Below are 17169 nucleotides of genomic sequence, written 5' to 3'. Positions count from 1 at the left end.
AGCTTACGTGAAAAACAAAGGTATATTGATCTTGTTCGTCGGCTTCGGTCTTTTTATTCTATTTGGTCAACAAAAAGGTCTGTTCGGCTCCAGTAATCCTGAGTCTTTTCCTAAGTTGCCTGAATCTCCTAGCTTCGAGGTTTCATCACGCCATGACGGAGAATGGATTGGAAGACGCATAGATGTTACCGGCAACAACATGTGTGAGCGCACTACCATCACAGGAAGCGTGAAAAATGGTCTCGCGAAACTGACGCTCACTTACAATGGCACCTCACTTAAAGGTTGGATAAATGCAGACACCAGTGAACTCACACTGTATGCGACCAACCGCCAATGGGATTACCGATTCAATGGCACTGCTAGTAAGAACAAGATCCAGGGTAATTGGTACCTTACGAATGGGCCATGTAAAGGCAATTGGTATCTCGAAAAACAAAGCTAATCACACTTGTCAGTTCATGCTACACTCTGCATCAACTAAGGGCTTAAAGGCCCGATACCATCTAGATCCAGAGTGTAAACATGCCATTCTCAAAACTCGGCTTAAGCCAACCTATCACTCAAGCTCTTTCGGAACTTGGTTACGATAAGCCTACCAACATCCAAAACAAAGCTATCCCTGTTATTTTGGACGGTGAAGACCTCATCGCTGCTGCGCAAACGGGTACAGGTAAAACAGCCAGCTTTGTCTTACCGATTCTAGAGAAACTTTCAAAAGGTGAAACTCAACGTAAAAAGCGTATCCGCGCATTGATTTTGGCGCCGACGCGTGAGCTAGCTGTTCAGGTTGAACAAAAAGTACAAGAGTACGGCAAGCACCTAAACCTCACTTCACTTGCAATGTATGGCGGTGTAGATGAGCAAGTGCAAAAACAAGCCTTGATCGAAGGCGTCGATGTTCTTGTTGCTACACCTGGTCGTCTGCTTGATATGTACGGCAAGCGAGCCGTGTACTTCGAAGAGGTTGAAGTGCTGGTACTTGACGAAGCAGACCGTATGCTTGATATGGGCTTTATCGAAGATATCAATAAAATCCTTGATAGATTACCGACTGATATTCAGAACTTGCTCTTCTCTGCAACGTTATCAAATAAAGTTCGAGACCTTGCGAAAACTGCAGTTCATAACCCGTATGAAATTTCAATTGCAGCAAATCAAGCCTCTAAAAAGAACATTGAGCAATGGTTAATCACTGTCGATAAAGATAAAAAATCTGCCCTATTAAGTCATTTAATTAAAGAAAATGATTGGGATCAGGCATTGATCTTTATCGAGACTAAACATGGTGCTGCGAAATTAGCGAGTCAGCTAGAGAAACGTGGTATTGAAGCGGAAGCATTCCATAGCGGTCGTAGCCAAGCTATTCGCTCTAAGCTATTGGAAGATTTTAAAGCTGGCAAAATTAAGTACATGATTGCGACAGGTGTTGGTGCTCGTGGTATCGATATTGAAGGCTTAACACGCGTAATCAACTATGACTTGCCATTCCCAGCCGATGAATATGTCCACCGCATTGGTCGTACAGGTCGAGCTGACGCGCAAGGTGAAGCGATTTCATTCGTATCAAAAGATAACTTTAAAAACCTATGCATGATTGAAAGCCGTTTAGGCCATTTAATCGAACGTCGTGAAGTTGAAGGATTTGAGCCTCGTAAGCCTGTGCCAATCTCTATCCTTAATTACGTACCAAAGCACAAACGTGTAAATCAGTAATCTTTGCTGTTCAATTCAAATCTGTTGTTGATGATATGTTCGTCGGCAACAGATTCCTCTCCTGTGAACTGAAATAACCAAGCTCAAAAACGGTTAATCCCTCCTCACCACTCTGTGTGACTCCACATTTAGTACCCGTATAGTTCTTCATTCTTATTCAATCGTCTACGCTTATTGTTAGTTGAATATATCAGGGTTGGAGGGGTTATATGGCCGAAACAGAGCTAGTGTCTCTTCTTTGGTTATTGGCCTGTACATGTATAGCTTTTTTTATGCAAGCTGGCTTTACCCTAGTTGAAACTGGCTGTGTACGCGCAAAGAACTCCGTCAACGTTGCGATGAAAAACATGGCAGACTTCTTAGTTGTGTCCATCGTTTATGTGTTTGTTGGATTTCATCTCGCCCAAGGCAGCTCTCTTCTATCTTTCGAAACCTTTCCGCTAAAGTCAGAACAACTACCAGTGTTAATGTTTAACCTCATGTTCGTCGCAACCGCCGCAACAATAGTGTCTGGCTGCGTAGCTGAACGAATGAGTTTCCGCGGCTATATTTACGCCTCGACACTCATCGGGGTACTCACCTACCCTGTTGTCTCGTATTGGACGTGGAATCCCAACTCATGGTTGTACCAACTTGGCTTTCACGACTTTGCCGGCGGCGCTGCAGTGCATATTGTCGGTGGCATGATCGGTTTAATTGGAACTATCATTATCGGCCCTCGAAAAGACCGTTTCGTTAATCATCAAGATACCAACGAAATTCCCTCCTACAACCATACTCTTGTTACCCTCGGAGTATTTCTAATGGTCTTTGCTTGGTTAGGATTCAATGGCGGTAGCCTCTACCAGTTTGACGAACGTGTTCCGACAGTTCTTTTCAATACACTCCTTTGCGCCGTCGTGTCGGGGTTTGCCACGTTGCTATTAGTCCACCGTGCCAAACACATTCCAGTATTTGTCATTCTTAATAGTGTTCTAGGCGGATTAGTGATCGTTACAACTGGGGCTGATGTCTTCGAAACGACTGATGTCGTCGTACTCGGGATTATTGCATCGTTGACCATATATTACGGAGACAGGTTACTCATCAGTCTCCGTATCGATGATCCTGTTGGAGCAATCCCCGTCCACTTATTCTGCGGTATTCTAGGGGCGCTCTACACCGGGATAGCGTTAAATACTCTCGAAGATACAACTCCTCTATGGTCTGTAGTCGTGCAACTGGCCGGTGTGGTAGCGATATTAATTTGGTCTGCCATCAATTCATTTGCATGCTTCTATCTACTTAAATCATTCAACATCCACCGCGTATCCCCACAAGCCGAACAACTTGGACTTAATATCACCGAGCACGGCGTTAAAATGAGTTGGCTCGAAACATTAAAAGTCATCGAAAACATAAGCAAAAACGGTGATTACTCTAAACGGGTTCCAGTTGAAATCGGTACAGAGGCTGGGGACGTCGCAGTCTCTTTTAATCACCTGATGGATAGACTCGAATCAAATATTCAAGTGCTTCATCGTGTCGCTAAAGGCAATTTAGACCATATAGATATCGAGCCAAGCAGTGACAAAGATATTATGGCCAGTTCACTCCATTCGATGATTGTTAGCCTGCGTTCCTTGATTCATGAAGTAGAAGATGAAATCGAGTGCAAAGACAAGCAATTGGAAACGAGTGAACACTCCATCCAAACTTTGATTGAAAAGTTCAAACGCACACAAGATCAATTGATGGAAGCGGAGAAGATGTCAGCGCTTACAGGGATGGTGGTTGGGGTCGCGCATGAGCTGAACACACCTTTAGGTATCTCAGTTACAGGGCTGTCGCTACTCAATGACCAACTCGATGAGCTTGCTCGAAAATTTTCCGACAAAACCATTACAACAGATGACTTGAACCGCTTTCTTCAGGTGGCGAACGAATGTGTCGAGATGCTAGTCAGTAATATCGACCGCTCAGTCACGCTAGTGAGCAAACTCAAACAAATCAATCAAAAAATGACAACAGAAGAAGCGAAAGTCATCAGCCTTAAACAGGTACTCAATGACGCCGTTTTACACCTTAAGAGTACTCTCGCCAATAAATCTATTGATGTCGATATTGACTGTGAAGAGTCATTAGAACTGTTTTTGCCCCCTATTTCGCTACAATGCGTTTTAGAAGAACTGATTAACAATAGCGCCCTGCATGGATTCAATAGTGGAGATAATCAGCAAGAACGCATCATTCTTCTTAACGCACGTGAAACCAACGGTAAGCTCAACATCGTAGTTGAAGACAACGGTGTTGGTATATCTCCTGAAAACCAAAAGAAAATCTTTCAACCATTTTTCACCACTCTACGAGCTAAAGGGGGAACAGGACTTGGTATGCATATGGTTTATAACATCTGTACACAAAAGCTTGCTGGTGTCATTAACGTCAAGAGTGAAGTGAATAAGGGGACCCGTATCGAACTATCGATTGATACTCTCGCAGCGGCAACTCAATAGCACTTTATAAAGCCCAATAGCTCATTTAGAATACTCCACACACTTAATAGAGCTTTCACTCATAAATCTAAGTAGGTAGCGCAATGAAAGCACCAACTAAAATTACGTTTTTTGAATTTTTAACCCCCCTCGTCGCCTCTGGTAAAAAGACCATCACGATCAGAGACGAATCAGAATCCCATTATGTACCTGGGACAACGGTTGAAGTTTATACGCTTGAAACAGATCAAAAGGTATGCGAAGTAAAAATCCTGTCAGTTAAGCCTCTGCATTTCGACGATATCAATCAGTTTCACGCTGAGCAAGAGTACATCGAGCTAACTAAGCTGAAGAAGCTTATCCGCGAAATCTACCCAAATACTGATAAACTATTTGAGATCAGCTACGAACTTGTTTAACGTTCTATTGCACCTGAGTTTCTTTCTTACATCTCATCGAAAAGTTGATATTAGTCCCAAAGTTTAGACTTATATTCAACTCTATCAATATGCAGCTACACTTGTATAAGGCTTACAAAGATTAGTTAAATCAATAACCTTACTATAAGTGTGGCTTACAATGACAGCGTCTCTCAACCGTTTTCAGTATCTTCCTATCATTGCCTTGGCTATCTCAATGCTTGTTGGGGGTTACTTCTTTAACAATACACTCAATTCTTGGACGACAAAGATCGTAAGTGGCTATATGTCGAGCTTGCTTGATGACGTTGCCGCACAGGTCCATGAGCAACAGCTCGACTTATACGATATGCCTCAGCCAGACATTGATAGTTTCATTGATAACCTGTCTCAATCTAGGTTTGGTCAACGGTTTACCATTGTTCACAGCAGTGGCCTCGTACTGGGTGACTCACAGCTTTCGAATCGGGAGATCAGTGAGCTCGATGATCATAGTCATCGACCTGAAATCGTAACCGCACTTAATGGAGACTTAGGTCTATCGATCCGACACAGTGACAGTATCAACCAAGATTTACTCTACGTTGCCAAAAAGCTTGAATTGCCTGCCGACGAACATGGCCATGACACCAATTATGTAATTCGACTAGCAATGCCTTTAACCGCAATCGCAGGAATGACGAGCGACCTTAAATTTATCTTCTATGCGTTGATGGCCTGCTCGTTTGCTGTGCTAATTTGCTCTTCTTGGTTTAGCCATAAGAAAATTTTTTCTGTCGTTAACCACGAAAGACGGCTGCAAGAACAGCGTATTGAGAAAAGTACCCGCGAAATTGAGTTGTTACACCAGCTTGCTAATATGCTCGCTGCGTGTAACAGCATCAAAGAAGCTCAGGTGGTGGTTGCCGACATCATCCCACGTATCCTTGGTGATATTAATGGTGCGGTGTCCATTATGCGAGAATCACGTAACCAATTAGAGGTCAAACTTGATTGGGGCGGCGAGTGGCCAGCAAGCAAGGTTTATGCGCCGCACGATTGCTGGGCACTCCGTAAAGGTAAATCGCACTTATCCCACGAAAAGTATCATCACCTAGAATGTAATCACATGTCAGGCGCAGAAGAGGATGCAACAACGTTATGCATTCCTCTCACTGCTCATGGTAATACCGTTGGTATGTTCCATCTTTATTTTGGCCATAAAACCGAACTCGTCACCGAAGAAACAAAACAAATCGCTTACACACTTGCTGAGCATCTGGGTTTAGCACTCGCTAATCTCAGCCTGCAAGAGAAATTACGCTCTCAAGCAATGCGTGACCCGCTCACAGGGCTATTCAATCGCCGCTATTTTGAAGAGGTATTCGATAACGAATGGTCTAAAGCCAATCAAGAACAAATACCGCTATCTTTACTCATGCTCGACTTAGATCACTTCAAGCGCTTCAATGATAACTTTGGTCACGACGCTGGAGATTACGTATTAAAAGAAGTCGCGAGCTTGCTTACTCGCAGCACATTAGACACTCACGTAGCTTGCCGTTTAGGTGGTGAAGAACTTGCCATTATCTGTCCAGACACCAATATTCATGAGTCGACAGCGCTAGCGAATAAGATTGTCGAAGAAGTTCGTGAGCTGCACCTAGATATGAAAGGCTTGTCCTTGGGCCAACTAGGCGTATCTATTGGGGTAACCACATTCCCTGATCACAACGCTTCACCTGTAGAATTGGTAAAAGCTGCAGACACTGCTTTATACCAAGCAAAAGATAACGGGCGAAGCCAAGCAATCCATACTCAACTGAAGAACGAACCGACGATATTGAGCACTAAAGGCAGCCCATCTGAAGTGCTGCCACTCAAGAAAAGTGAATGATCATAATGTTGAGATCTTTAAAAGATCAAAAGTTACTAGACGACTGGTCTAATCGTCATTATGCTTGTCGTCATGAATGCAAAAACACAAGACACTCGCCAGCATATTTTAGATGTTGGTTACGAACTCATCGTCAACAAAGGCTTTACCGCCGTAGGTTTAGCTCAGCTTTTGAAATCTGCCGATGTACCGAAAGGCTCGTTTTATCACTACTTCAAGTCGAAAGAACAATTTGGCGAAGCATTGATTGAAGAGTATGTACGCAGTTACATGGCTCGTATCCAATTCGTGCTCAATCAGCCAGAAATGAACGGTCGTGACTGTTTACTTGACTACTTCTCACGCTGGTTGGCGAAGGACAATGGAGTGTGTAATGCCAATAAGTGTCTGATTGTAAAATTAAGTGCTGAGGTCTCTGATCTCTCAGACACAATGCGCGTATCACTAGCCAAAGGTGCAGAGCTTATCATTGGAGCTCTTGCAGATACGCTCAAGCGCGGTATAGATGACGGCTCAATTGTGTTACGCGATAGTCAATTGGACGATTGCCAAGTGATTGCAACTCAGCTTTACCAACAATGGCTTGGTGCTAGTCTTCTAAACAAGCTAATGCAAGACCAGTCAAATCTTGAGCTATGTTTTGAGACAACGAAACAGCGATTAACCACTCAATAATTGAATCTCCCGTCCAACTTAGACGGGATTTTTTGAAATAATCACTAGACGACCGGTCTAATAAGGAACAATAACCATGTCTTATGCTACTACTCATCGCCAAATTGTATTGGCCTCACGCCCTGTTGGTGCTCCGACTAAAGAAAACTTCCGAATGGAGAAAACTGACGTCCCGACTCCAGCACAAGGTGAAATCCTGTTACGTAGTGTTTACCTTTCATTGGATCCATATATGCGCGGTCGAATGAGCGATGCGAAGTCCTATGCTGAACCTGTTGCCCTTGGTGAAACTATGGTTGGCGGAACAGTTTGTCAGGTTATGGAATCGAACCACCCAAACTTTGATCGAGGTGAATGGGTATTAGCGTTTACCGGTTGGCAAGATTACGGTATCTCTGATGGTGAGGGGCTAATAAAAATGGGTATGAACCCTGCTCACCCATCATACGCGCTAGGTGTTATGGGTATGCCAGGCTTTACAGCTTACATGGGCCTACTCGACATTGGCGAGCCAAAAGAAGGCGATACTTTAGTGGTTGCAGCTGCTACTGGTGCTGTCGGTTCCATGGTCGGTCAGATCGGTAAGCTAAAGGGATGCCGCGTGGTCGGCGTTGCTGGCGGAGAAGAAAAATGCCGCTACGCGAAAGAGCAATTGGGCTTTGATGAATGTATCGACCACAAGGCAGCCGACTTTGCTGAACAGCTTGCTGCTGCGTGTGATAAAGGCATCGATGTCTACTTCGAAAATGTGGGTGGAAAGGTATTTGACGCCGTTATGCCACTACTCAATACCGGTGCTCGTATCCCGCTTTGTGGTTTGATTTCTCAATACAATGCTACGTCGTTGCCAGAAGGTCCAGATCGCATGTCCATGCTAATGGCACAACTACTAATCAAACGCATCAAGATGCAAGGCTTTATTATTTTTGACGACTACGGCCATCGCTATGGAGAGTTTGCTGCACAGATGACTCAATGGCTTGCTGAAGGCAAAATCCACTACCGAGAGCATTTGGTAGAAGGACTAGAAAATGCACCCGAAGCATTTATCGGTCTACTAGAAGGCAAAAATTTCGGCAAACTTGTCATCAAAACTAATGAGCCAGTATAGGAACTTCCATGATTACTTTACATCACCTAAATCAATCTCGTTCTAAACGTATTATCTGGCTTCTAGAAGAGTTAGATGTCGAATACAATATCGTTCCCTATAAACGAGACAGTGTGACCTTCCTTGCTCCACCAGAACTGAAATCCGTTCACCCTCTAGGTAAATCGCCTGTCATTGAGGATGAGGGGCGTGTGATTACAGAATCGGGAGCGATCACCGATTACTTGATCACTAAGTTTGCTGCAGAACGCCTCGCTCCAAGTCGTGACAGCGAAGAGTACGTCGAATATATCCAATGGCTACATTTCGCAGAAAGTTCGGCGGCACTACCACTGCTATTAAAGATATTTGTCGCTAAAGATGGAGCGCCCACAAACTTCCTCGCCGACTATGCCGAAGTAGAACTAGACAAAGTAATGAGTTATGTCGACCAATCGCTTCAGGGTAAACGTTACTTCGTAGCAGATAAGCTAACCGGCGCCGATATCATGATGTCGTTCATTGTAGAGGCTTTAAATAATTTTGGTCTGATGGAACGCTACCCGAACATCGATCAATACGCCAAACAACTGGCAAGTCATTCCTCTTGGCAAAAAGCAGAACAGTTAGAAGTTCAATACGGTTAAACCTTTGGCGCTGCTGTAGTCGGCAGCGCTATAACCCCTATCACATTATCCTCCTTCCCCACTAGGTCCTGATCATCAAGATACGATAGAAAATACCTATCGAAAGCATAGCTATAACCAGATTTATAAAAACGCAATAAGCTCCTATTCTATGTACAGCAAAGACCACAATCGAAATGTGGTCCTTATCTCACACTACTTATTTGCTGTGACACTCTAGGAGCAATTCATGGAACATAAAAAAAATAACGGCGGTCAATGTCCGGTCATGCATGGTGGAGCAACCTCTGCCAACTCATCTAATGTCGCTTGGTGGCCAAATGCCCTCAACTTAGACATTCTTCATCAACATGATCATAAAACAAACCCGATGGGAGTTGATTTCAACTACCGCGAAGAATTGAAAAAGCTGGATGTTGAAGCACTCAAAGCCGATCTAAAAGCACTGATGACTGATAGCCAAGAATGGTGGCCAGCAGACTGGGGTCACTATGGCGGTCTAATGATTCGTATGGCATGGCACTCGGCAGGTACGTACCGTATTGGTGATGGTCGTGGTGGTGCAGACACAGGTAACCAACGTTTTGCTCCTCTAAATTCATGGCCAGATAACGGTAACCTAGATAAAGCTCGTCGCCTACTTTGGCCTATCAAACAGAAATACGGCAATAAGATTAGCTGGGCTGACCTTATGATCCTTGCGGGTAATATGGCTTACGAATCTATGGGATTAAATACCTTTGGATTTGCCTTTGGTCGAGAAGACATTTGGCATCCAGAAAAGGACATCTATTGGGGTGCTGAGCAAGAATGGCTTGCTGGTAGTAATGCTGAAAACAGCCGTTACTCAGGTGAACGTGACCTAGAGAACCCACTAGCAGCTGTAATGATGGGTCTAATCTATGTAAACCCAGAAGGTGTCGATGGTGAACCTGACCCACTAAAAACTGCGCAAGATATGCGTGAAACCTTTGCTCGTATGGGTATGAATGACGAAGAAACAGTAGCCCTAACTGCAGGTGGTCACACGGTAGGCAAAGCGCATGGTAACGGTGATGCCTCAAAACTTGGTGCAGAGCCAGAGCGTGCAGATATTGATGAACAAGGGTTAGGTTGGAACAATCATAGTTCTCGTGGCGTAGGTCGTGACACCGTAACTAGTGGTATTGAAGGTGCTTGGACAACGAACCCTACTCAATGGGATAACGGTTACTTCTATCTACTATTAAACTACGACTGGTGGCTACGTAAGAGCCCTGCGGGTGCATGGCAATGGGAACCAATGTCTATTAAAGAAGAAGACAAACCTGTAGATGTTGAAGACCCAAGTATTCGTCTTAATCCAATCATGACTGATGCTGACATGGCCCTACGCATTGATCCTGAGTACCGTAAGATTTCAGACCGTTTCTACAATGATCCAGAGTATTTCTCAGAAACCTTTGCTCGCGCGTGGTTTAAATTAACTCACCGCGACATGGGACCAAAAACGCGCTACTTCGGTCCGGATATTCCTGCTGAAGAGTTGACTTGGCAAGACCCAGTACCAGCCGGTCGAAGTGACTACGATGTTGACGCCGTCAAAGCCCGAATTGCCGCAAGTGGTCTAAGTATTGGTGAACTAGTATCAACAGCATGGGACAGCGCACGTACATTCCGTAACTCGGACAAACGTGGTGGTGCAAATGGTGCTCGTATTCGCCTTGCTCCACAAAACCAATGGCAAGGTAACGAACCAGAGAAATTGGAAAAAGTGTTATCGGTACTTGAAGGCATTGCTCAAGAGTCAAACATCAGCGTCGCTGACACTATTGTACTTGCTGGTAGCTGGGCAATTGAACAAGCGGCGAAACAAGCTGGCTTTGATATTGCCGTACCGTTCTCAGCGGGTCGTGGTGACGCTAGCCTAGAGCAAACAGACGTAGAGTCATTTAGTGTACTTGAGCCAATCGCAGATGGTTTCCGTAACTGGCAAAAGCAACATTATGCAGTAAGTCCTGAAGAGTTAATGCTGGATAAAGCACAACTACTCGGCCTAACCGCGCCAGAAATGACCGTACTAATTGGTGGTATGCGTGTACTGGGTACAAACTACGGAGATACTCAACATGGCGTATTCACTGACCGAGTAGGAACGCTAACTAACGATTTCTTCGTCAACTTGACGGATATGCGTTATAGCTGGAAACCAACAGGCCGTAATTCTTATTCTATTGTAGAGCGAGCTTCTGGTGACGAGAAATGGACAGCAACACGAGTTGATTTGGTGTTCGGTTCTAATTCGATTCTACGTGCCTATGCTGAGGTTTATGCTCAAGACGACAACAAAGAGAAGTTCGTTAAAGACTTTATCTCTGTTTGGACCAAGGTCATGAATGCTGACCGTTTTGACTTAAAACAGTAGTGCCGCTCTTCCCTAGTAATAACTGGAAAACTATCAGTTCATACACTAGGGTTTAATAAGTAGCATTTAAATGAGAAAAGAGGTGCATATAAGCACCTCTTTATTAAACCTCAATACAAGGAGAGTTAGATATGAATAACTTTAACTTCTTTAAGCTATTTGATACCAAAGAACTGTTTATTTTTTACTAGCTAGCTTACTGCTGACCTTTAGCTATAGCCTTAAAAAGTACTGAAGTATCCATTCGACCAAAACCATCTTGTTGAAGATCTGCGTATTGCTCGTCAACTTTTTTAGTGAGTGGTAAGTCGAGTCCAACTCGCTCTGCTTCTTTTAAGCAGAACCCTAAGTCTTTACGCATCCAGTCGATTGCAAAGCCAAAATCAAACTTGTCTTGAGCCATCGTCACTGCACGGTTTTCCATTTGCCAAGAGCCAGCAGCACCGTGTTTAAGTGTCTCAACAACTTGTTCAATATCCAGCCCTGATTTTTGTGCAAGTAATATCGCTTCGCTCAGTCCTTGTAAGATGCCACCAATACAAATCTGGTTGACCATCTTACAGCGTTGACCCTGACCGTTTTCACCCAATAAAGTCATCTGTTTCGCATATACATCCATGATTGGTGAAACTGCATCAAAGTCAGACTGTTCTCCACCGCACATAATCGTAAGCACGCCATTTTCAGCGCCAGCTTGACCGCCAGATACGGGTGCATCAATGAAGGTGTTGCTATTCTCTTTAGCGGATTTAGACAACTCTACTGCTAACTCTGCAGACGTTGTTGTATGGTCAACTAAGACAGCTCCTGGCTTTAAGCCCGCTAGAATACCCTCTTCTCCATAAACTACGCTGCGTACGTCATCATCGTTACCGACGCAAACAAACACTACATCAGCACCTAGTGCCGCTTGTTTAGGCGTGTCACATGCCTCACCAGCATATTCAACAGCCCACTTGTCTGCTTTAGCTTTTGTACGGTTGAATACCTTGGTGTCATAACCAGCTTTACTTAAAAAGCCCGCCATTGGATACCCCATTACACCTAACCCGACAAACGCCACCTTTTTATCCTGCACTTTCATTCCCCTTTTCTTTTTGATTTGTTCGGAGTGTACTAGACATTTCAACGCAAATTAATACACAAGCACCTTATAAACGAGCAAAGCCCCAAAAAAGGGGCTTTGCAGTACATCGTATAAAGTAGAAACGCGCTTATTTCACTTTCTGTAATGTACTTGAGTCTGTATGTGCAAATGGCTTACCGTAAATATCAAGGCTAGACGTTTGAGAGTAAGTCAGTTGTTGATCTGTAATGCTGATATTCATAACAAACCCCGTTGTTTTTGCATTGTTTGTCATGTACTCCGACTCAGCAATTCCGCGAGGAGCTGCTGTAAGCGTCATGGTATCACCGGCTGGACCTTCCGCCGTCACACAAGTTGTGCGCGGCACACAAAACGAGTTGTAAACCATTTGGTTCTTTTGATCATAAATCAGATAACCACGTTGATCGTGGAATTTCGTGTCATCAGCTTTGCGGAAAACTTCTTGTTTGTAATAGAGTGCAACAAGATATTGATCACTGGCATTCGTTGCATCTGCCGCCACTTCAAACGTCATCACTTCATAGAACGGCGTAACCGCTGGTCCACCTTTACCCACAACAGAGCCGGTTTGGCCCGGTGACATGTCAACACCACCAGTTTCAACGGATTTCCACGTACCAACTAAAGGAGCCAATGGACCAAAATCCATACCGTTGATGGTTGAGTGCTCTGCCAAAGCAGGAGCAGAGATTGCCGCTGTGATACTCAGTGCTAATAGTTTTTTCATTATAATAATCCTTTTGAGGAATTGACTTTCGCGTCAACTATATAGAGCTCAATGGTTTGCATATTAACCTAGATCATTATTTGGCTGGGAATCGCACCCACAATGTAACAATACATTTCTATAGAACGCAATCACCCCTGATAGAGTAAAGTTTCACTCAGTATCTCGATAAATCAATAAGATACATCAAACAGCTTTATGTCTTAATTTCGTTAGGATGCCTTTCAGTTCTTTCACCTATTATCCATCTATGCCAAAATTATCAGTATCAGAGAATCATGTAAGTTGTCCCAATGAAGTATCAAGCGGCTATATTCGATATGGATGGCCTTTTACTCGACACAGAACGAGTATGTATGCGTGTTTTTAAACAAGCCTGTCAAACACAAAATCTTCCCTTTTACGAAGACGTTTACCTTTCGATCATAGGCCGTAACTCCGCCGGAATAGAACAAATATTCCGAACAGCTTATGGGGACGACCTCGAACGACTTCATAACGAATGGAAAACAAACTACCAAGCGATCGTTAATCACCAAGCGATTCCCGTAAAGTCAGGCGTCATCGAACTATTAACTTGGTTGAGGGCGAATAATATTCCTACCGCTGTCGCGACATCTACACACAAAGAAGTCGCTATCAACAAACTAGAGCTAGCTGGACTAACAAAGTTTTTTGATAGTTTAACCTGTGGTTGCGAGGTTTCTAATGGCAAACCCGATCCCGAAATCTATTTATTAGCAGCTGAGCGCCTTGGTGTAGAACCAAAGCATTGCCTCGCTTTTGAAGACTCTAACAATGGCGTGTTAAGTTCGGTCGGTGCAAACATGATCACCTTCCAAATCCCAGACCTTGTTGAACCAAGTGAAGAAATAAAGGCGCTTGGGCATCAGATCCTTCCATCGCTCAAAGACGCTCTAGAGCAAATTAAAGATCAATAATGCTATAGGTTAGGCTTGGGTTTTGCTCAAGCCTGAACCATAGTCACATCTGTCCATTAGAACTTACTTATATCCTTATTACACTTCACATAACCACCTGTTCTATTAATTTCCCCTTGCAGCCCTTTTGATCACTGTTTATCGACCCAACTATATTTAAGGTCAGTTGAGCATTTGCTTGCTTCCATTGCTCAACAATGCCTGATACAAATCGGAAAAAAGGAATAACAATGACTAACCAATACGTACCACCAAAAGTTTGGAAAATGGACGACGAGAATGGCGGCCAATGGGCGAGCATAAATAGACCAGACTCAGGAGCCCGCCACGAACAAGCTCTTCCTGTGGGAACTAACCCTATCCAACTCTATTCGATGGGCACGCCAAACGGCCAAAAAGTAACCATCATGCTTGAAGAATTACTTGCTCTTGGTATTACTGAAGCTGAATATGATGCATTTATTATCAAGATTGGCGAAGGTGACCAGTTTGGTTCTGGCTTTGTTGAAGTAAACCCAAACTCTAAAATCCCTGCTCTTGTTGACCACTCAGTTGATGAACCAATCAATGTATTTGAGTCAGGTAACATCTTACTTTACCTCGCTGAAAAATTTGGTCACTTTTTACCAAAAGAACTTAACGCGAAAACCCAGGTTATGAACTGGTTGTTCTGGCTTCAAGGCTCCGCACCATACCTTGGTGGTGGATTTGGCCATTTCTACGCTTACGCGCCAGAGAAGTTTGAATATCCAATTAATCGCTTTGCAATGGAAGCAAAACGTCAGCTAGATGTGCTCGACAAACAACTCGCTAAAACGACTTACCTCGGCGGAGATGAATACTCTATCGCCGATATCGCTACATGGCCTTGGTACGGCAACTTAGTGCTAGGTAAAGCCTATGACGCTGCCGAGTTCTTAGACGTAGATAGCTATAAAAACGTCAAACGTTGGGCAGAGCAAATTGAAGCTCGTGAAGCAGTACAACGCGGCCGTATCGTAAATAAAGCGTGGGGCGAAGAATGGGAACAATTGCCAGAACGCCACAAAGCTGAAGATATAGATAAAGTATTACAACTTAAACCTTAATCTAGAATAGTTTCTAAATCGCCCTATCCCGCTGGTTTGACGAATCAGCGGGATTTTTACAACCTCCACTAAGCCTACCCTAATAAATATAAGGTTGATTCACACCCTTTCATTTGATAATAATTATCATTACAATTCAAGTAAGGTACGTATGGATAGCCAAAAGATCCTCTACAATTCGTTTTACAAAGCTCAAGACCGATTTTTAGAACGTTACGTTCAAACAGGTTTTGAACCTGATGTTATCCATGATTACATTCATTGGACAATGATGTTGAGTTCGTTGTACGAGCAAGGTTCAGAGCAAGAAAATGCGTTGCTCTATGAGCTGTTTTTACGACAGCTCTATTACCACCTTCTAGAAGCCATCCAAGACCCACAGCGAAGCCGTATTTTTCGTCGAGTTTGCCTCGACTCGATACACACACCTCTCATGTGCCTAAAACGCCATTATTATCAATGGGAAAATGGTGACATTAAGTTTTTACACCTACAACAATTACTACAGCGTATTCAAGCGCCATTAGACTAGATTTCAAAAAGGATCTGACAATGACTTTAAGCTCAAAAGAACAAGGCTTCCGTATCGAAAAAGACAGTATGGGAGAAGTAAATGTGCCCCTTAATGCACTTTACCAAGCTCAAACTCAAAGGGCTGTCGATAACTTCAATTTTAGTCACCTCTGTATGCCGAAGAGCTTCATTCAGGCTCTTGCCTACATCAAACAATCAGCCGCGTTGACCAATGCTCGTTTAGGCCACCTGGAAGGTGATATTGCGGAAGCGATCAACGAAGCTGCTCAAGCCATTATTGATGGAGAACACATTGATCAGTTCCCTGTTGATGTGTTTCAAACAGGCTCAGGTACAAGCTCAAACATGAACGCCAACGAAGTTATTGCCACATTGGCAACTAATATCTTGGGTGCAGATATCAACCCAAATGATCATGTTAACATGGGGCAAAGCAGTAACGATGTCATACCTACAGCGATTCAAGTCAGTGCAGCCCTAACGGCAGAAACGCAGCTAATTCCGTCATTGACACACTTGGTTTCTGTACTGGAATCAAAGCGAAAAGAGATTGGCGAGAAAGTAAAAACGGGCCGAACTCATTTGATGGATGCAATGCCAATTACTTTCGATCAAGAACTAAGCGGTTGGCAATTTCAGATTGAACAAGCACTTGCTGGTATTCAACACGCCCTTGTAGCGGTTAAAGCGCTTGCTCAAGGTGGTACAGCTGTTGGCACGGGGATTAATGCAGACCCTGCGTTTGCCGCAAAGTTTGCAGATAACTTGACCCAAACGACACGAGTCGAATTCACTAGCAGTGATAACTTTTTTTACAACCTAAGTAGCCAAGACGCCATTGTCGCTTTATCGGGCCAACTCAAAACAGCCGCAGTTGCGTTCATGAAAATATCAAATGATTTACGTTGGATGAACTCTGGTCCACTTGCCGGATTAGGTGAGATACAACTTCAAGCCCTACAACCAGGCTCATCAATCATGCCCGGTAAAGTAAATCCAGTTGTTCCAGAAGCAGTTGCAATGGCATCAGCTCAGATCATCGGTAACGACACCACGATTACTGTTGCTGGACAATCAGGAAACTTCCAACTCAACGTGATGCTTCCAGTCATCGCGCACAACATTTTAGAAAGTCTCGAACTTCTTTCAAATAGCGCAAGGTCCCTTGCCGATAATGCTATTGCAACCTTTACTGTTCAAGACGATAACTTGAGCGTGGCGTTATCAAAAAACCCAATTCTTGTGACAGCATTAAACCCGGTGATTGGATATTTAAAAGCTGCAGAAATCGCAAAGAAAGCCTATCAACAGGGCGAAGCTATCATCGATGTAGCCGAGCGTGAAACGGAGTTGGATCGAGCGACACTAGAAAGATTGTTAGACCCGACAAAACTCACCCAAGGTGGCATTGCTGATTAATCGATTGAGGTGAAGGTTTGAAAGCACACTTCCTTGTGCTGTGTGCTCTGG

The 17169-nt window shown here is 43.8% G+C and carries 15 protein-coding genes; 13 read left to right on the top strand and 2 right to left on the bottom strand.

Going from position 1 to position 17169, the window contains the following annotated elements; translation table 11 throughout:
• Nucleotides 1-7: 7 nt before the first annotated feature.
• From AAFX28_RS07110 to katG, 9 genes are all read left to right on the top strand, one after another.
• Nucleotides 8-445: a hypothetical protein gene (locus AAFX28_RS07110; protein ID WP_408686763.1), complete on the top strand. Its 438-nt coding sequence runs from the start codon at nucleotides 8-10 to the stop codon at nucleotides 443-445.
• A gap of 80 nt (nucleotides 446-525) precedes the next feature.
• Nucleotides 526-1716: a DEAD/DEAH box helicase gene (locus tag AAFX28_RS07105; protein ID WP_408686762.1), complete on the top strand. Its 1191-nt coding sequence runs from the start codon at nucleotides 526-528 to the stop codon at nucleotides 1714-1716.
• A gap of 209 nt (nucleotides 1717-1925) precedes the next feature.
• Nucleotides 1926-4211, top strand: a complete 2286-nt coding sequence (locus AAFX28_RS07100; protein ID WP_408686761.1) for an ATP-binding protein — start codon at nucleotides 1926-1928, stop codon at nucleotides 4209-4211.
• An 83-nt stretch (nucleotides 4212-4294) separates the two neighbouring features.
• Nucleotides 4295-4609 carry a N(4)-acetylcytidine aminohydrolase gene (yqfB, locus tag AAFX28_RS07095; RefSeq protein ID WP_408686760.1) on the top strand — a complete coding sequence of 105 codons (315 nt, stop codon included), beginning with the start codon at nucleotides 4295-4297 and terminating at the stop codon, nucleotides 4607-4609.
• A gap of 160 nt (nucleotides 4610-4769) precedes the next feature.
• Complete coding sequence (locus AAFX28_RS07090) at nucleotides 4770-6485, top strand: diguanylate cyclase (RefSeq protein ID WP_408686759.1); 1716 nt, start codon at nucleotides 4770-4772, stop codon at nucleotides 6483-6485.
• A gap of 72 nt (nucleotides 6486-6557) precedes the next feature.
• Nucleotides 6558-7160 (top strand): TetR/AcrR family transcriptional regulator, encoded by a 603-nt coding sequence (locus tag AAFX28_RS07085; RefSeq protein WP_408686758.1) that lies wholly within the window; start codon nucleotides 6558-6560, stop codon nucleotides 7158-7160.
• A gap of 76 nt (nucleotides 7161-7236) precedes the next feature.
• On the top strand, nucleotides 7237-8271 hold the full coding sequence (locus tag AAFX28_RS07080; protein WP_408686757.1) for an NADP-dependent oxidoreductase: 1035 nt from the start codon (nucleotides 7237-7239) through the stop codon (nucleotides 8269-8271).
• 8 nt (nucleotides 8272-8279) lie between these two features.
• Nucleotides 8280-8897, top strand: a complete 618-nt coding sequence (locus AAFX28_RS07075) for a glutathione S-transferase family protein (RefSeq protein WP_408686756.1) — start codon at nucleotides 8280-8282, stop codon at nucleotides 8895-8897.
• A 229-nt stretch (nucleotides 8898-9126) separates the two neighbouring features.
• A complete protein-coding gene (gene katG, locus AAFX28_RS07070; protein WP_408686755.1) occupies nucleotides 9127-11301 on the top strand; it encodes a catalase/peroxidase HPI in 2175 nt (724 codons plus the stop codon).
• A gap of 196 nt (nucleotides 11302-11497) precedes the next feature.
• Here the strand turns inward: katG and AAFX28_RS07065 are convergent, their stop codons facing one another.
• Both AAFX28_RS07065 and AAFX28_RS07060 read right to left on the bottom strand, forming a co-directional pair.
• Nucleotides 11498-12403, bottom strand: coding sequence for an NAD(P)-dependent oxidoreductase (locus tag AAFX28_RS07065; protein WP_408686833.1), 906 nt, complete (start codon nucleotides 12401-12403; stop codon nucleotides 11498-11500).
• Between the two features lie 112 nt (nucleotides 12404-12515).
• The gene (locus tag AAFX28_RS07060; RefSeq protein ID WP_408686754.1) at nucleotides 12516-13136 is read right to left on the bottom strand and encodes a heme-binding beta-barrel domain-containing protein; all 621 of its coding nucleotides are present in this window, start codon (nucleotides 13134-13136) and stop codon (nucleotides 12516-12518) included.
• Between the two features lie 293 nt (nucleotides 13137-13429).
• Here AAFX28_RS07060 and AAFX28_RS07055 point away from each other — a divergent pair, with 293 nt between their 5' ends.
• From AAFX28_RS07055 to AAFX28_RS07040, 4 genes are all read left to right on the top strand, one after another.
• Nucleotides 13430-14077 carry an HAD family hydrolase gene (locus AAFX28_RS07055; protein WP_408686753.1) on the top strand — a complete coding sequence of 216 codons (648 nt, stop codon included), beginning with the start codon at nucleotides 13430-13432 and terminating at the stop codon, nucleotides 14075-14077.
• Between the two features lie 230 nt (nucleotides 14078-14307).
• Nucleotides 14308-15165: a glutathione-dependent disulfide-bond oxidoreductase gene (yghU, locus tag AAFX28_RS07050; protein WP_408686752.1), complete on the top strand. Its 858-nt coding sequence runs from the start codon at nucleotides 14308-14310 to the stop codon at nucleotides 15163-15165.
• A 151-nt stretch (nucleotides 15166-15316) separates the two neighbouring features.
• Nucleotides 15317-15697 carry a hypothetical protein gene (locus AAFX28_RS07045; RefSeq protein ID WP_408686751.1) on the top strand — a complete coding sequence of 127 codons (381 nt, stop codon included), beginning with the start codon at nucleotides 15317-15319 and terminating at the stop codon, nucleotides 15695-15697.
• Between the two features lie 20 nt (nucleotides 15698-15717).
• Entirely contained in the window at nucleotides 15718-17118 is a 1401-nt protein-coding gene (locus AAFX28_RS07040) for a class II fumarate hydratase (RefSeq protein WP_408686750.1), read from the top strand.
• Nucleotides 17119-17169: the final 51 nt, after the last annotated feature.

Source organism: Vibrio sp. TBV020 (genome assembly GCF_046056895.1).
Classification (GTDB): domain Bacteria; phylum Pseudomonadota; class Gammaproteobacteria; order Enterobacterales; family Vibrionaceae; genus Vibrio.
Note: the sequence above shows the minus strand (reverse complement) of the source record. Positions and strands in the feature narration are given on the sequence as shown.

What these genes read in the sequence shown, in the direction of transcription:
- AAFX28_RS07090 (WP_408686759.1), top strand. Translation starts at nt 4,770, where the DNA reads ATGACAGCGTCTCTCAACCGTTTTCAGTATCTTCCTATCATTGCCTTG.
- AAFX28_RS07080 (WP_408686757.1), top strand. Translation starts at nt 7,237, where the DNA reads ATGTCTTATGCTACTACTCATCGCCAAATTGTATTGGCCTCACGCCCT.
- yghU (WP_408686752.1), top strand. Translation starts at nt 14,308, where the DNA reads ATGACTAACCAATACGTACCACCAAAAGTTTGGAAAATGGACGACGAG.
- AAFX28_RS07040 (WP_408686750.1), top strand. Translation starts at nt 15,718, where the DNA reads ATGACTTTAAGCTCAAAAGAACAAGGCTTCCGTATCGAAAAAGACAGT.
- AAFX28_RS07075 (WP_408686756.1), top strand. Translation starts at nt 8,280, where the DNA reads ATGATTACTTTACATCACCTAAATCAATCTCGTTCTAAACGTATTATC.
- AAFX28_RS07100 (WP_408686761.1), top strand. Translation starts at nt 1,926, where the DNA reads ATGGCCGAAACAGAGCTAGTGTCTCTTCTTTGGTTATTGGCCTGTACA.
- AAFX28_RS07060 (WP_408686754.1), bottom strand. Translation starts at nt 13,136, where the DNA reads ATGAAAAAACTATTAGCACTGAGTATCACAGCGGCAATCTCTGCTCCT.
- AAFX28_RS07085 (WP_408686758.1), top strand. Translation starts at nt 6,558, where the DNA reads ATGAATGCAAAAACACAAGACACTCGCCAGCATATTTTAGATGTTGGT.
- AAFX28_RS07045 (WP_408686751.1), top strand. Translation starts at nt 15,317, where the DNA reads ATGGATAGCCAAAAGATCCTCTACAATTCGTTTTACAAAGCTCAAGAC.
- AAFX28_RS07055 (WP_408686753.1), top strand. Translation starts at nt 13,430, where the DNA reads ATGAAGTATCAAGCGGCTATATTCGATATGGATGGCCTTTTACTCGAC.
- AAFX28_RS07105 (WP_408686762.1), top strand. Translation starts at nt 526, where the DNA reads ATGCCATTCTCAAAACTCGGCTTAAGCCAACCTATCACTCAAGCTCTT.
- katG (WP_408686755.1), top strand. Translation starts at nt 9,127, where the DNA reads ATGGAACATAAAAAAAATAACGGCGGTCAATGTCCGGTCATGCATGGT.
- yqfB (WP_408686760.1), top strand. Translation starts at nt 4,295, where the DNA reads ATGAAAGCACCAACTAAAATTACGTTTTTTGAATTTTTAACCCCCCTC.